The sequence below is a fragment of the Bacillus sp. T-10(2022) genome (assembly GCF_056502895.1).
The window spans coordinates 3,387,070-3,401,867 of record NZ_CP113518.1 but is presented as its reverse complement, the minus strand read 5'-3'; the positions used below and the strand labels follow the sequence as shown (position 1 = coordinate 3,401,867).

At 35.5% G+C, this 14,798-nt stretch carries 15 protein-coding genes and 1 pseudogene; 14 read left to right on the top strand and 2 right to left on the bottom strand.

Features of this window, described 5'->3' with window-relative positions; genetic code table 11:
* From OSJ91_RS16595 to OSJ91_RS16580, 4 genes are all read left to right on the top strand, one after another.
* A complete protein-coding gene (locus tag OSJ91_RS16595; RefSeq protein WP_485890081.1) occupies window positions 1–1,170 on the top strand; it encodes an MFS transporter in 1,170 nt (389 codons plus the stop codon).
* A gap of 158 nt (window positions 1,171–1,328) precedes the next feature.
* Entirely contained in the window at window positions 1,329–2,036 is a 708-nt protein-coding gene (locus OSJ91_RS16590) for an SDR family oxidoreductase (protein ID WP_350299208.1), read from the top strand.
* A gap of 670 nt (window positions 2,037–2,706) precedes the next feature.
* A complete protein-coding gene (locus OSJ91_RS16585; protein ID WP_350299207.1) occupies window positions 2,707–3,204 on the top strand; it encodes a hypothetical protein in 498 nt (165 codons plus the stop codon).
* Between the two features lie 149 nt (window positions 3,205–3,353).
* On the top strand, window positions 3,354–3,620 hold the full coding sequence (locus OSJ91_RS16580) for a CPCC family cysteine-rich protein (RefSeq protein WP_350299206.1): 267 nt from the start codon (window positions 3,354–3,356) through the stop codon (window positions 3,618–3,620).
* 392 nt (window positions 3,621–4,012) lie between these two features.
* Here OSJ91_RS16580 and OSJ91_RS16575 read toward each other — a convergent pair whose 3' ends face one another.
* Window positions 4,013–5,470: a S8 family serine peptidase gene (locus tag OSJ91_RS16575; RefSeq protein WP_485890080.1), complete on the bottom strand. Its 1,458-nt coding sequence runs from the start codon at window positions 5,468–5,470 to the stop codon at window positions 4,013–4,015.
* 208 nt (window positions 5,471–5,678) lie between these two features.
* Here OSJ91_RS16575 and OSJ91_RS16570 point away from each other — a divergent pair, with 208 nt between their 5' ends.
* From OSJ91_RS16570 to OSJ91_RS16545, 6 genes are all read left to right on the top strand, one after another.
* Complete coding sequence (locus OSJ91_RS16570) at window positions 5,679–6,113, top strand: SMI1/KNR4 family protein (protein WP_350299204.1); 435 nt, start codon at window positions 5,679–5,681, stop codon at window positions 6,111–6,113.
* A 437-nt stretch (window positions 6,114–6,550) separates the two neighbouring features.
* Window positions 6,551–6,829, top strand: a complete 279-nt coding sequence (locus tag OSJ91_RS16565; RefSeq protein WP_350299203.1) for a YesK family protein — start codon at window positions 6,551–6,553, stop codon at window positions 6,827–6,829.
* Between the two features lie 345 nt (window positions 6,830–7,174).
* Window positions 7,175–7,567, top strand: coding sequence for a sigma-70 family RNA polymerase sigma factor (locus OSJ91_RS16560; protein WP_350299202.1), 393 nt, complete (start codon window positions 7,175–7,177; stop codon window positions 7,565–7,567).
* 404 nt (window positions 7,568–7,971) lie between these two features.
* A complete protein-coding gene (locus OSJ91_RS16555; protein WP_350299201.1) occupies window positions 7,972–8,322 on the top strand; it encodes a hypothetical protein in 351 nt (116 codons plus the stop codon).
* A gap of 146 nt (window positions 8,323–8,468) precedes the next feature.
* On the top strand, window positions 8,469–9,206 hold the full coding sequence (locus OSJ91_RS16550; RefSeq protein ID WP_350299200.1) for a polysaccharide deacetylase family protein: 738 nt from the start codon (window positions 8,469–8,471) through the stop codon (window positions 9,204–9,206).
* Between the two features lie 274 nt (window positions 9,207–9,480).
* Complete coding sequence (locus OSJ91_RS16545; protein ID WP_485890079.1) at window positions 9,481–9,651, top strand: hypothetical protein; 171 nt, start codon at window positions 9,481–9,483, stop codon at window positions 9,649–9,651.
* A 706-nt stretch (window positions 9,652–10,357) separates the two neighbouring features.
* Here the strand turns inward: OSJ91_RS16545 and OSJ91_RS16540 are convergent.
* On the bottom strand, window positions 10,358–10,975 hold the full coding sequence (locus OSJ91_RS16540) for a cell wall hydrolase (RefSeq protein WP_350299198.1): 618 nt from the start codon (window positions 10,973–10,975) through the stop codon (window positions 10,358–10,360).
* 530 nt (window positions 10,976–11,505) lie between these two features.
* Here OSJ91_RS16540 and OSJ91_RS16535 point away from each other — a divergent pair.
* From OSJ91_RS16535 to OSJ91_RS16520, 4 genes and pseudogenes are all read left to right on the top strand, one after another.
* Complete coding sequence (locus OSJ91_RS16535) at window positions 11,506–12,894, top strand: M28 family peptidase (RefSeq protein WP_350299197.1); 1,389 nt, start codon at window positions 11,506–11,508, stop codon at window positions 12,892–12,894.
* Window positions 12,895–13,011: 117 nt separating this feature from the next.
* A pseudogene (locus OSJ91_RS16530) lies at window positions 13,012–13,328 on the top strand (LURP-one-related/scramblase family protein); the annotation flags it as partial.
* Window positions 13,329–13,623: 295 nt separating this feature from the next.
* A complete protein-coding gene (locus tag OSJ91_RS16525; RefSeq protein WP_485890078.1) occupies window positions 13,624–14,040 on the top strand; it encodes an NUDIX hydrolase in 417 nt (138 codons plus the stop codon).
* Window positions 14,041–14,251: 211 nt separating this feature from the next.
* On the top strand, window positions 14,252–14,713 hold the full coding sequence (locus OSJ91_RS16520) for an NUDIX domain-containing protein (RefSeq protein ID WP_485890077.1): 462 nt from the start codon (window positions 14,252–14,254) through the stop codon (window positions 14,711–14,713).
* Window positions 14,714–14,798 lie beyond the last annotated feature (85 nt).

The following is a 14,798-nucleotide window of genomic DNA, read 5'->3' as shown; positions in this document are numbered from 1 at the left end:
ATGTCTAAACGAAATAATTTACTTATATTCACATTGACCATAGGGGCCTTCGGCATCATAAATACTGAAATGGGGGTTATAGGGATATTACCCTATATTGCTGATCACTTTCATGTCAGTGTATCAAAAGCAGGGTTGCTGGTGAGTCTTTTTGCCCTTGTTGTTGCTGTATCTGGTCCAACTATGCCGCTATTATTTTCGGGGATAAATCGAAAGAAGGCAATGTTACTAGTACTTGGTATTTTCGTTACAGGTAACATTGTTTCTATATTTACATCTAACTTTGCCATTGCAATAATTGCGCGTGTGATTCCAGCCATATTTCATCCAATCTATTTTTCAGCAGCTTTTACAATGGCTGCTAACTCAGTTAGCAAGGAAGAAGCTCCAAAAGTTGTTTCAAAAGTTTTTATTGGAGTATCTGCGGGAATGGTACTCGGTGTACCAATCGCAAGTTTTCTTGCTAGTACAGTTTCGTTTCAAATATCAATGGCATTTTTCGCCATCGTGAACGCTATAGTATTTATTGCTACATTAGTATTATTCCCTTCTATGCCTGTTAAAGAAAGACTTTCTTACGGAGCTCAATTATCGGTATTAAAAACCCCAATTATATGGCTTTCCATTGTTGCTGTCATTTTACTGAATTCAGCAGTATTTGGGGTGTATAGTTATCTTGCTGAGTATCTTAAAACTGTTACGAATATTTCTGGGAAATCAATTAGTTTAATGTTGGTCATATTCGGAGGGGCAAATATTATTGGGAACATTATGGCGGGGAATTTACTTACAAAAGATGCCATCAAATCTGTAGTATCTTTTCCTTTTGCATTGGGAGCCGTTTACATCATATTATTCTTATTAGGACAGTTTACTTTACCTATGGCTATCATTACTTTAGTTTGGGGAATTTTGGCTGGTATAGGAACTAATATTAATCAATATTGGATTACGTCTGCAGCCCCAGAAGCTCCCGATTTCGCTAATGGATTATTTTTATCATCCGTTAACTTAGGAACAACAATCGGTACAGCTGTAGGTGGATTATTTATATCAGAAATGGGTACACAATACGTCATACTAGTGGGGTTATTATCGTTATTATTGAGTGTAGTATTTATTTTACTAAGAAACTACATGTACAGTCCTATAAAACAACTTTCTAGATAAGGTATTCATTCAACAATGTATAACAATTTTTCGATCATTATTGAATTATCATGCCTGTCCAATTGGATTTCCAGGTGTTACTTTAATTAAAAAGCAAATCTAAAACTTAACCTAGCCTATAGCCAAGGTTATTATTAGGCGAGAAACGGAGGAGTTAAATGTCACACGATAAACAAGTTGCACTTGTCACCGGCGGGAATCGGGGAATTGGATATGAGCTGGTCAAGCAATTGGCGTTGAAGGGTTTTAAGGTCATTTTGGCAAGTCGGGATCCAATGAAAGGTTATGAAGCTACGCAAAAACTTAAGGAGTTAGATCTGGATGTTTCGTGTGTAGAGATGGATGTCACCAATCAAGAAAGCATCCATCAAGCTTCGGTTGCAATAAATGAGAAGTATGGAAGATTAGACGTATTGATAAATAATGGTGGCGTTTATTTGGGTGAAAATGAAAAGTTATTGAATATGGAACCTTCAATTCTAGAGGGGACGATGGCAACTAATTTCTTTGGGGTTTACCATGTGATTCATTCCTTTATTCCACTCATGGAAAAGCAAGGTTATGGGAGAATTATTAATGTTTCTTCAGAATATGGATCGATGAGTGAAATGTCATATCAAGGAGTAGGCGCATATAAGTTGTCTAAACTTGCCATAAATGGATTGACGCGATTGGTAGCGGCAGAAATCAAAGATGATATCAAAATAAACGCGGTCGATCCGGGATGGGTAAGCTCAGATATGGGTGGACCATCGGCTCCAAGAACGCCAAAGCAAGCGGCGGAGTCTATCCTTTGGCTAGCGACGATCGGACCTGAAGGACCTTCCGGAGGGTTCTTTAGAGATGGAAAACAAATTCCTTGGTAACATTAGTGTTGATTAAGAAATTCCTTTCAGTAAGAACTCGAAATGTAACATATTCCTTGAGTACAAAGGTGTTTCTGTTAACTTAAAAAATTCACTTAAGTCTATAGTCGCGTGCTTATGTCGAAAATAAGCGAAGCTAATATTCTGAAATCTCAATTCCCCAATGACTTGATACCTCATAAACGTAAGGAGCAGTAAACTGATATTTCAATGGTAAGATACTTGTCCTTATCTTCCTTCTGTACACATTGGCGTAAATCCAGGCAGAACAAAACGAAGAATTTGTCCATAGTATTAGAAGTGAATTAGAGGACTTTTTGGCGGATTATAATACCATAAGCTTGTCTTCATTTTACTCTTTGGTCATTACCCACGGTCAACCTCATTTTCATAGTAAATTAGAAGTAATGTCACAAAAGTTTTAAATAGGTTAACATTTTTTATTTCACCACCTGTGTTTAAAAAAGGCCATCATTTGGTGGCCTTTTGAATGTGAAAAACTATCCTTAATTAACTAACGGGCAGGTTAGTTGAATAAGGAAAAAAGTGATTTAATGTTGGTTTATACATATATGATCCTTTAACACAGAAAAGTTTTATTCTCGTTTATGATATAATTTCGATTGAAGAATATCGAATTATACTATGACTATTAGATTGGTTGTTGAAGATGAAAAAGAAGAAAAAGAAGAAAAACGAATCAAATATAATTAAAATGACATTTGGAAAGAATTCTTATGTTAAGGACGATGAAACAGATTTTATATTTGCCTGGTTACATCCTATTATTTCGTGTAGGTTATGTATCAAGTATTTTATAAAATGGATAACGTCTGTGGATTCTTCTTTAGCACCTAATGTTCAGCGTTACTACATTTTATTCTTTACATTGATATTGAGATCATTTTTGTGGATTTATATTGGAATGGGGATCGGGGTAATCTCAAATGATGAGTCAGATGGTATGAGGTTAGTGACAGAGATTCCAATGACTATCGGGATGTCATTTTTATGTATATTTGGACTGTTGTTGGTTATACGGATTGTAATTTCTTTCTTTGAACTGATCAGACTAGTTAAAAAAGATAACTTAGTTTTGTATGGTTTGGGAGTTACAGTTGTATATGGATTTATTGGCATGGTTATGTTGGGAAGTGCAATGAGGTAGTTTTATACAATGTATTTCTTCAGGTAACGGGTTCGTTAGCTGAAGAACGGAGCTGTCTTTAAGGCAGCCTTTTTCTTATGGAACTATCGGGGCAGGATAGTGGAAAAAGAAAGCATGGTAAAAATTCATAAAAAGATCGAGGTGATTGTATGAAATATACTTGTCCTTGCTGTGGATATAAAACATTAGATGAAGAACCTACCGATACATATGCAATTTGCAAAATATGCTTTTGGGAAGATGATGGTGTTCAATTTCGAGACCCTGATTACGAAGGCGGGGCTAATGAAGTTTCATTAAGGCAAGCACAAAAAAACTTCGTTAAGTTTGGGGCATGCGAAGAAGGCTGTATTGGGTTTGTAAGAAAGCCAAATGGGAAAGATATAATAGACCCTGATTGGAATCCGTTTATTTAGAGAAAGTTTTTTAGCTAACGGGTGCGTTAGCTGAAGATCGGAGCTGTCTTTAAGGCAGCTTTTTCTTATGCAACTAACGGGGCAGGATAGTTCCATAACACAAATTGGAAAATGTTTTTTTACTTGGACTAGAAATTGTAATTAAGATAAAACAAAAAAATCCCAACAATTAAGTTGGGAATGAATTTTAACTGGTGAGTTGTGTTAATTAGAATATGGCTTCACGCATTTTATGTGTTTCTGTTTTTTATATTTCGGGCATATAGTTTCTTTGTTGAGCAAAGAAGCGTTTTTTTATGGATATATTTTTTCCAATTACTGTTCGTGTTGCAGTTTCTGATCAAGAATCTTTCCTTGTACTTTTAATATTACATCTTATTTAGAAGCATAAGCTACTTCTTTATATTTTCTAATGCTCTATAAGCATTTGCTTCTCCTGAACCAAATAAAGCATCTTGTCCATTCTTTCCATAATCAATAGCTGTTTGCTTAATACGTGCTGTTACTTGGGCAGGTTTATACTCCGGATGAGCTGCCTTAATAACTCCTGCAATTCCAGCTACTTGAGGAGTGGCCATAGAAGTGCCAGCATTAAACTCATATGGAGTACCTAAATAGGTAGGCCAAGTACTTAGGATTAAGTTACTAGGATCAGCCGTCGCAGGATCATTGGTTTCTGCATATTTAGGCCCGTAATCTCCTCCAGGAGCTGCCACGTCAATAGCACTGTTTCCAAAATTAGAGTAGAAAGCAAGCTGTTGAGTGGACCATTTTGTGGAGGCAGACACATTAATAACTCCTGGCATTTGTGCTGGTACCACAGTTGCAGGCCCTTTCACGCTCATTCCATATGGTTCATACATTTTATTTAAAAATTCGTTTACTTCCTTCTTGTCATCTAAATTTAAACTTTCATTACCACTACCGGCTACTACAGTTACTCCATTCTTTACTGCATATTGAATTGCTCTCTTCCAAAGTAACGTTTCAGCGACTGATTTATAACTTTCTCCCTCAATTGTCATTTTGGTATTATTATAGAAACGAAGAGACATATTAATAACATCTACCTTGTCATTTGTTGCTGCAATAATTCCATCTATAATCCAAGTGGGTAATCCAAGGGCTTGCTCTGAGTATAATACGCGATAGGATCGGATTCCTAAATCTGGTCCTACACCGCTTACTTTACCATTTGCTCCAATGATCCCGGCAACGTGGGTACCGTGCCCATTGCGATCTTTTATATCAGTGGGATCACCTGTTTCAGATTCATCCATTCCAGCAGGAACAAGATTACGTCCACCTATTATATTATTCTTTAAGTCAGGATGAGACTCATCAATTCCAGTATCAATCACTCCCACCACTGCTTTATGAGTAATACTGCCATCTTTATTTTTATATCCGCCTGTTTCTAAATCATATGATTTCCCGTCGTTGGTCACCCTTTGAATATCCCATTGGGAGTCCCAATAACTCTCTGATTTTTGCTGGCTGATGATACTAGACTCATAGTTATAAGGGCTGACTGCTGTTTTGTTTAACGTTAGGGGAATTTCTCTGTTAGCAGCCTCAATTGAAGAATTACTTTTTAGGTTTTTAAGAAAAGAAGGCTCGTCAGATTGAGCTTCTATTCCTCCAACTTCGGGAAGAACTTTGGTTACTTTACCACCAGCTTTCCGTATTACCTCTTGATAATTCTCTGGTAATCCACTTTTAAAAGCTATTGCGTATGTGTCATTCATCTCCTGATTTTGACTCTTAGCTTGGGCGGGAACACCACCAACGGATAGTATCCCTGCTCCTACTGCAATCGAAAGTACCGTATGTAGAATTTTCTTTTTCATATGTCTCCTCCTATTTATGGAAATTATTCATCATATACTATCTTAATATACAACAACTTAAATTCCAAGTTTTCCTAATTAATCTCATATTCTTGAAATTGGCTGCTCTTTTTCTTATGAAATATCGGGTCAGGATAGCTGAATAAGGTTTTTGAAGAAAAATCAAGAAGTTTTATGTAAAAGAATTTGAAGGGATGGTACGTATTAAATGAATGATGTAATCGATTTGATTGACACAAGAAAACCTGGTGTTACGGATGTAGATATAAAATCAGCAGAAGAACAATTAAGAGTTGTATTTCCCAAACAATTCAAAGAACTTTTTAAACTATCTAACAATGCTCAGATTGATGTATGGACTCTGTTTCCTATTAAAGACTCCAAAAACTTAAAGAGAACCTGGGATGATATTGTAAGACAAAATCAAGATGTGAGAGATGAAAGAATGGCTGATGACCTAATATCTATTGGTGAAGATGGTACAGGGGACATATTATGTTTTCGGATTGTTGATACGGTAATGGATGGTAAAATTTATATTTGGTATCACGAAACCGAAGAATTAGAAGAATTAGCTTCTAGCTTAAAAGAATTTATTGTATCGAATTCTGAATTTGAAGATGAGATTGATGAGGGTGAATAAATAATAAGCTAATCTTGTTGAACTAATAGGTGCTTTACTTGAATAAGGGAGTTGCTTTTGCATATGGAATTATCGGGTCAGGATAGTTCCATAAGATTATTGATAAAACGAATTTACAATAGAATTATTGATTTACTTGAAAATGATAAGAAAAATTAATTTTTTTCTCTTTTGGCATTAATCCTTACTGCACTATTTATTTCAACTCTACAATAAATCTTAATGAACTAACGGGTGCGTTAGCTGAAGATGGAGCTGTCTTTAAGGCAGCTTTTTCTTATGGAACTTAAGCGGCAGGATAGTTCAACACGCAAATTGTATTCGAACTGTGCAATAAATACTGAACAATGAGAATAGAAAAATGATATTTAAATCTAATTATTGGATTTTTATGGTAAAATAGGTTTTTAAACTGTTGTTATGAACGAGGTGATTTAATGGATATTTTATTCTCTCCTTATGCAAGCTACGGGATTACCTTCATACTTCTAGTTACTTTTGTAATAGCTCTTAGAAAGAACAAAAAAGGAATAGCAATTGTTTGTCCACTTATTTTCATCTTTTTAGGCATTATTAGTATCGTATCTGGCCCTTTAGTTGTAGGAGGTTTTGAAGGAATGGCTGTTTCCATATCAGGTTTTGTTTATTTAGGGTTAGGAGCCATTACACAACTTATAAACAGTCTAATTATTTACAGGACAAAAAATAATTCCTAAATCCTAAAATAGCTACAGGTAATTAAACCAAAAAAATCTTATACAATTCATTAGACGGTAAATCCGTTTTTTTTATGTAGTTTGTGTCATATCTACAATAAGCGATTTTGTAGAATAAAGTGTAAACTCACAACACCTTTAAGTCGCAGAATACACTCAACAAATTCAAAAGCTATCAAAAAAAAGCAACAGTTTAAAAAAGCAGAAATCGCAAAGCGGTTTCTGTTTATTTTTTTTAACTTAGGTTTTTATTTGCATGTTATGCTTTTTCTTAAAATACTTTAACTTTTTGAAACTTTTTTGAGTATAGATTCCACTAATTATTAGTAAAGGGGGTCAAATAAGATGGAAATAGAAAGCCACCGGCTAGTTAAAAAAGCAATCAAAGGTAATAAAAGCGCCTTTGAAAAGTTAGTTCAACAACATTATGAAAGAATCTACCGTACTGCCTATCTTTATGTACATAACGAAGAAGATGCGTTGGATGTTGTCCAAGAAGCAACTTATCAGGCCTTTACATCTATCCATTCGTTAAAAAATCCGGAGTATTTTATGACCTGGCTCACCAGGATTGTCATACGATGTTCGGGGCATGTCCTAAAGAGAAAAAGCAATGTTGTTCCTTTGAGTGATGAGATATTGTCAAACCTGCCGGGTCAGGTAAATCCAAACATTGAAGAATCATTATTGCTGATTGATGCAATTCAACAGCTGAGAGAGAATTTAAAAATGGGGTAACTGTAAAACTGACCAGCGCTTACTTTGATGGCAATGTAGTATCAATTACAGGATTTGTAGATGAAGATGTTGAAGAGGTGTATAACGAAAAAGGAGAAGTAAGCTTTGATGTAAACTTTGAACACAATAAAGGAGATCATGACCCCTTGGCTAAATGGAAAGTCAAATGACATTAAGAAAGTGGAAAATGGATATAACTTTCAATGGAAAATGGTATATCCTTATAAATCATTTAAGGAGAATTCTACTCTTCCCATAACGATTCATAATATCAACGGGATAAAAGGTGAATGGAATTTTGATATTCCAATTCAACAAGAAAAAATATTAAATCTTTCACCTTAAAAAGCACACGGTTCAATTTAGGCCTGCAGGCAAATGATGTTACTCAAAAAGGTGGGAAATTGGTAATAGATTATCAACTTACAGGGCTTCCGAAAAATTTGAGTAAAGGTAAACTTGAAATAATTAACCAAAATTTGAAATACCTTTTCTGGTTGGTTGATAAGGAATATTTAACTAAGATCGACCCGGAAAATCCATGGCCTCCTAAAAACCACGGTATTCCCTTTAATAAAGTAAAAATGATTGATAAGGCAACAGTACACTACCAATCTACTTTTGACTTAAACGGAGAAGAAAGGAATGAGAATTTTAAGCTGGAAAATACAATGTTGCTATTTGATTTTTCAAGCTTGGTCCCAGCTAAGGAATTAAAACCATTTACTGTTGTACTTCCAGTGGGGAATGAATAAACAATTAAAGTAGCTTATTTCAAGGAAAGTCACCATTGATGATCAATGGGAGATAGAATCAAATATGGGAGAAATCATAATAGAATTATGCTTTTGAGGCACAATAAATTGTAAAGATATAAAAAGGATGCAAAGCGAGGAATTTTATGAAAAAGGTTGTAATGTTTTTCCTATGTCTTCTTATCTTAATTCTTCCATCACAAGTTTTTGCTCAACGAAAAGTACCTATTTTAATTTATCATTCGATTGACGAGTTTACTGGGCAGGGTTCTAAGGAGCTATATGTAACTCCTGATAATTTCCAGAAACAAATGATTTATTTAAAAGACCATGGCTACACATTATTAACTTTTGATCGTTGGCAAGATATTGATAAAGAAAATAAACCCATTTTCATTACTTTTGATGACGGATACAAAAACAATCTGAATGCATTTGCTATCTTTCAAAAACTTGAAAACGAACGTTTTAAACCAAGTGGTACCATTTTTGTTATTTCTGACTTTATCGGTCGTTCAAACCGATTATCGAAATCGGATTTAAAAATGATGGCTGATTCGGGTATAATCTCAATCCAGTCTCATACTGCTACACATCCTGATTTGACGGAAATAAAAAATTATGAATATGAACTGAAAGGGTCCAAAGATAAAATTCAAAAAATAACAGGCAAACCAGTAAATGCTCTTGCGTATCCATACGGAAATTTCAATGGCAAGGTCGTAGAAGAAACGAAGAAATATTATTTGTTTGGACTTACGACAACTCCTGAACTATTTTCTGAGAAGGGCATTAAAGACGAACTTTATCTTTTACCACGAATTTATATCAAGTATTCAACTACTCTTGATGACTTTGCAAAGATAGTTGAAGGCGGTTCCTAGAGCTTTTTCTTTTGAACCAAGGGAAAAGTACTTAATATTGTTTATAAGCAAAGGGTAATTTAACTGCAAAAAGTATGCGAAGTTTTGTACTTAAACTAACGGGTGCTTTACTTCAATAAGGGAGGTTGCTGAAGCAACCTTTTTGTTATGCAACTAAAGGGGAAAGGGTAGTTTAAGTAGCGTAGTTTATTCGAATTATGAGGCAAATTGAATTATCCATTATGTTACAATTAAATAAAGGGTGTTTTAATGAAAAAAATAATTGGGGGATTATATGGTTAGAATTATCTTAGCAATAGTTGTTATTGTTCTATCAAGTTATAGACTAATAACTGAATCTAAAACCGATTTAATGCCGTATTGTATGTTTTTCTTAGGGACACTTATATTGGTAATAGATTTAGCAGAACTTCAAAAAGACAGAAAAGGCTTTGTGGATATATGAGCATTGTTAGCTCTTTAATTGTTTTATTTGTTTCCATACAGGATTTCTTAATGCACTTAAAGGGCAGGTTTGTTACAATTGTGATGTATTCGTACTGTATAGCTACATCGAATAACAATACTTTTAATCATTAGTATGTTATAGTTAATTAGAGTTAAAATTAGAATTATATGGGGCACCTCCAGACTTCTCTTAGTCATCTTCCCTCTGTAATAGAAGGGAGACTAAGACGATATGTCCTTAGACCACATTAAAACAATGTTAGAAACCTTAAACCAGTATAATAACTGTGAAATAACATTAACTTTCAAAAACAAAAATGGTATACCGTTAATGTCTGTATGCTATGACAATAATTGTTATGAATTAACACATTTGGATACAAAAATTATCGAAACCTGTGACGATATAGAATCTGCTATCTCAGCTATTGATAAAGTTATGCAAGATAGTTCTAAAAAAACCTCTAATTAATAGAGGCTTTTTTTGTTTCACGGTTTGTTTTGTCAGCTCCTATCTTCAACTAACGGGTGCGTTAGCTGAAGATAGGAGCTGTCTTTAAGGCAGCTTTTTTTAATGGGGGTACCGCCAAAAAGGTCGGGCAACTACTGCCCGACCTTTCGACTATACCCCACTACATAGTTAATGGGATATTTATAATTCGAAACTATAAAAATATCATTCCTCAATATGTATGATATTAGTTTTACTTTGCAAATAAGTGGTTGCCTATTCTAATGACTGTTTCCCTAGTGAAAATCCATTCATCTGTTGCCGAGAACGGATTATAATAATAAACAGAACCATGAGTAGGATCCCAACCTTGTAATGCATCAATAACAGCTCGATAAGAATAGCTATTTGGGGTCAAATAATATTGCCCATCATGTACAGCTGTAAAAGCATTTGTCTGGAAAATAACATCGTAAGTATTTTTAGGAAAACCTGGCGTTGACATTCGGTTCAAAATTACTGCAGCGACAGCTACTTTTCCTTTATAAGTTTCTCCTCGAGCTTCTCCATGAACAACCCTGGCCATCATTTCAATACTATTTAATTTTTGTTGTGTTTGGAATCCAAAAACTCCATCTGGTAATAGTCCAGAATCTAGTTGAAGTTGTTTCACTGCATGATCAGTAATTGAACCATAATACCCTGTTGGTTGACTGTTAAAGTAACCCATTTTCTTTAAATTTTCTTGTAAGTCATAAACTGCTTGTCCTTGACTTCCATTGTGTAAAATTTCTTGAGCAAAGATTGAATTTGGTATAAAAAACATGAAACAAATAAAAACAACAAACGACATTTTTTTTACATTTAACATAAAATAATACCACATCCTTCGATTCATTTTCCTACTATTCTACTTTATCATACAAGAAAAATAGATTTATCTTACATTATTCCTATTTTAAACCAAAAATCGAAGAAGTTTTCAGATAAATTTGTCTGTTTATTTGGGTACCGCCTATCGCCATCAAGCTAAGAAAAAGGATTATACCCAAAACGAAAAAATAAGCTATTCTTTCTGTAAATGCTGCTGAAGATAGCTTTTTTCGTTTTGGGTTATAAAGAAATTTTAACTTGATGGGCATGTGGTAAGACCCCTTATGGAACTAACGGGGCGGTTTAGTTTAAGATGAACTTCAATCTCTTCAGACAACGAAAAGTTTTAAATGATATGATTAAATATGAATTAATATAGAATTTTAATGGGAAAGAGAAAAATCGTTCGATTCAAAGAGAGCGGGTGTCAGACACCGATTGATAGTTGGAATTTAAAGACTAATGACTCATTTACAAACTATTCAGTTAAATACATAATTAGGAATATTATGAATAAGGAGGGAATATATGTATAGAAAATCACTAACAGTACTATTAGCTGCGGGTATGGTTCTATCAACTGGTACAGTATTTGCACAAACAAACGGGGCAACAAATGCCCAGTCTGACACAGCTTTTGATAACAAAGTTATCAAAAAAATTAGTGCGGACAAAATGTATAATACGATTGCCTATCTATCAGAGCAACCGAGGGCTGCTGGTACAGAAGGGGAGCTCCGTGCAGTCAAATACATAGAAAGTCAGTTTAAGAGTCTTGGTTTTGAAACAAAGATTCAGCCTTTTCCCATCTATGATACGGTGCAAAATGTAAAAGTGAAAATTGGTGACAGTGATTTAGGGGGAACACCGCGTGCCATTAGCGGCAGTATCAGCGGGAAGGTAACGGCCGAACTTGTTAATGTTGGAAAAGCAAAGCCAGAGGAAGTTGGAGAAAATGTATCTGGGAAAATTGCACTAGTTGAACGTGGGGACATTACCTTTGTTGAAAAGGTTCAGAATGTCCTAAATAAAGGAGCGGTTGGCGTTTTAATGTACAACAACTCACCATCAGGAAATAATTTCGGACAAGTATCAGCGGGGCAAAATATACCTGCTGTAGCCATTACCCAAGCCCAAGGGTTAGAGTTGGTCGAACAGCTTAAAACTAAACAAATCACGTCCACTCTGGAAGTGGGAAAAGCTGAAAGAATCGAAAAGACATCCTACAATGTCATCGCTTCCCTAAAACCAAAAGCCAATAAGGATAATGGTCAAATCGTGACTGTTGGAGCCCATCATGACTCTGTCCCGGGCGGCCCTGGTGCAAACGATGATGCTTCGGGTGTATCAGCTGTCCTGGAACTGGCAAGGATCCTGGCCAAAACGCCAATTGACACTGAAATTCGCTTCCTCACGTTCGGATCTGAGGAAAGAGGGCTCGTTGGATCATCCTTCTATGCAGATTCCCTTCCCAAAGAGGATGTAGACCGCATGGTGGCTCACTTCCAAATGGATATGATAGGCGGACGTGATGCTGGCGAGGATAATCCTGCAGGTGGTTTGATTATGTATACCATTGATGGAATGAAAAACCTTGTGACGGACCTGGGTTCCTCAGCAGGGGCCAGAACGATGGATGTTGCGATTCCTTATGGACAGCTGGGCAGGAGTGACCACCAACCATTCCATGAGCTTGGCATTCCATCCGCCTTGTTTATCCATTCCCCTGTAGAGCCTTGGTATCACCAGCCTACAGATACACTGGATAAGATATCGAAAGAAAAATTGCAGCAAGCAGCTGAAATTGTCGGTGCCAGTGTGTATCAAATTGCCCGTCCGGAAACTCCGGCATTAACAAATGCACGTGTAGCTCCTGGCCCGGTAGACTATGATTTTGATGACCGTCCGGTAGATTAAATATTTCATTGTACAGAATTACGAGATTAATAATGGATCTTGGAGAAAATCAGGAGGGCAGCTGTGTAGTTTACAGATGCTCTCTTCTTTTTATCGGCCAGCGCCTCGTGCTTAATTTTTTTACCAAAGTTTTTGGTTGAGGTGAATGGTCGAGAGGTATTAACAATAAAGAAGGAATTTTCCTTCTTTAAAGCACGATATACAATTGATGCGCAGGCATTGAAGTACATGGTAATTGGTGGGATATGGATTTTCAAGTTTTACAGCATGGTAAAACCGTAGGTAAAGTGGGCAAGGAGTGGTTCACTTGGGGCGATAGCTACAAGGTTCAAATAATAGATGAAGAGATGGAAACCATTATTATTGCACTCGTTGTTGCAATTGATTGTGTGAAGGCTGATCAAGCAGCTGCTTCCTCGGCAGCGTCGATTTAAAATAGAAGTGTAAATTTAAAAGGCTGACAGTTTTTAAAAAATCACTGCTTGAATAGGTGCGGAGAACCGTATCATAAATAAATGACAAGGCCATTTGATACCAAGGTTCTATATTCGCTCTTCAGTAATCGAGCGCGATTCTTGAATAAGGTTCGCTTTTCTTATAGAACTAATAGGCTGAAGATCGGAGCTGTCTTTATGGCAGCTTTTTCTTATGCAACTAAAGGGGCAGGTTTGTTCAATAAAGCAGTGTATTGAAGCAAAGTGTTCAAAGAAAATTAAGAGGTGGTATGGTGTGAAGAGAGTAGATGTTGTATATGCGTTAATTTATGACGAAATAACAGAAAAAGTATTAATGGTTAATAATCAGCATTCAACTTGGTCACTGCCAGGTGGGGCAGTTGAAATAGGAGAAACCTTAGAACAAGCTGTTATTCGGGAAACAAGAGAAGAAACAGGTTTAGTAATTGAAGTAGGAAGTATTATTGCGGTTAATGAGGCATTTTTTTCAAATCAAGGACATCACGGTTTAATGATTACATTTGGAACAAAAGTTATTGACGGAGAAATTACAATTAAAGACAAGAATGAAATTGCTGAGATTAAATGGGTGGACATAAATACTGCTAATAACTTAATGCCTTACCATAGAGATGGAGTAGAAAGATTACTAAAGTCCTCGTCACCTTACAATTTTCAGGGTGAATGTTAATAAACAAATTTATAATATAGAATCTTAATCCTTAACGGGTGCTTTACTTCAAAAAGGGAGTTGCTTTGGCAGCTCCCTTTTTGAAGTAAAGCTAAAGGCAGGTTAGTTCAACAGTGCTGTTTGATCTTTTTGTTCAACAATTGGGCCTGATAATTAAATAAGCTTTAAGTTATTATATAGTAAAATGTAGGGATATATAGAAGGGGTACATATGAGTATTAGAAACTCAGCAAAAGCTATTATAATTAGTGGAGATAAGATTTTATTAACAAAAAATCAAGATGTTGAGGGATATTTTTATCTTTTCCCTGGCGGTGGACAAGAACACGGTGAAACCATTCATAACGCATTATTAAGAGAGTGTATTGAAGAGGTTGGAAAAGAAGTAGAAATCGGAGAGCTGCTTCATATTCGTGAGTATATAGGAAAAAACCACGAGCATTCTTCATTCGATTTTAATGTTCACCAAGTCGAATATTATTTTGTTTGCAGCCTAGTAAATGAGAAAAATTATAAAACACCTACCAATCCAGATAGCTGCCAAGTAGGGATAGAATGGATACATATTAATGATTTACTTCAATATAGGATATATCCCAAAGAATTAAGAAAATATATAATAAATCATTTTAATAATCAAAAGTCTCCAGTTTATTTAGGGGATATTAATTGAAACCTTGTTCAACAAACGGGGCGCGATTCTTTAATAAGAATCGCTTTTCTTAATGAACTAACAGGTGTGTTAGCTTAAGATCAGA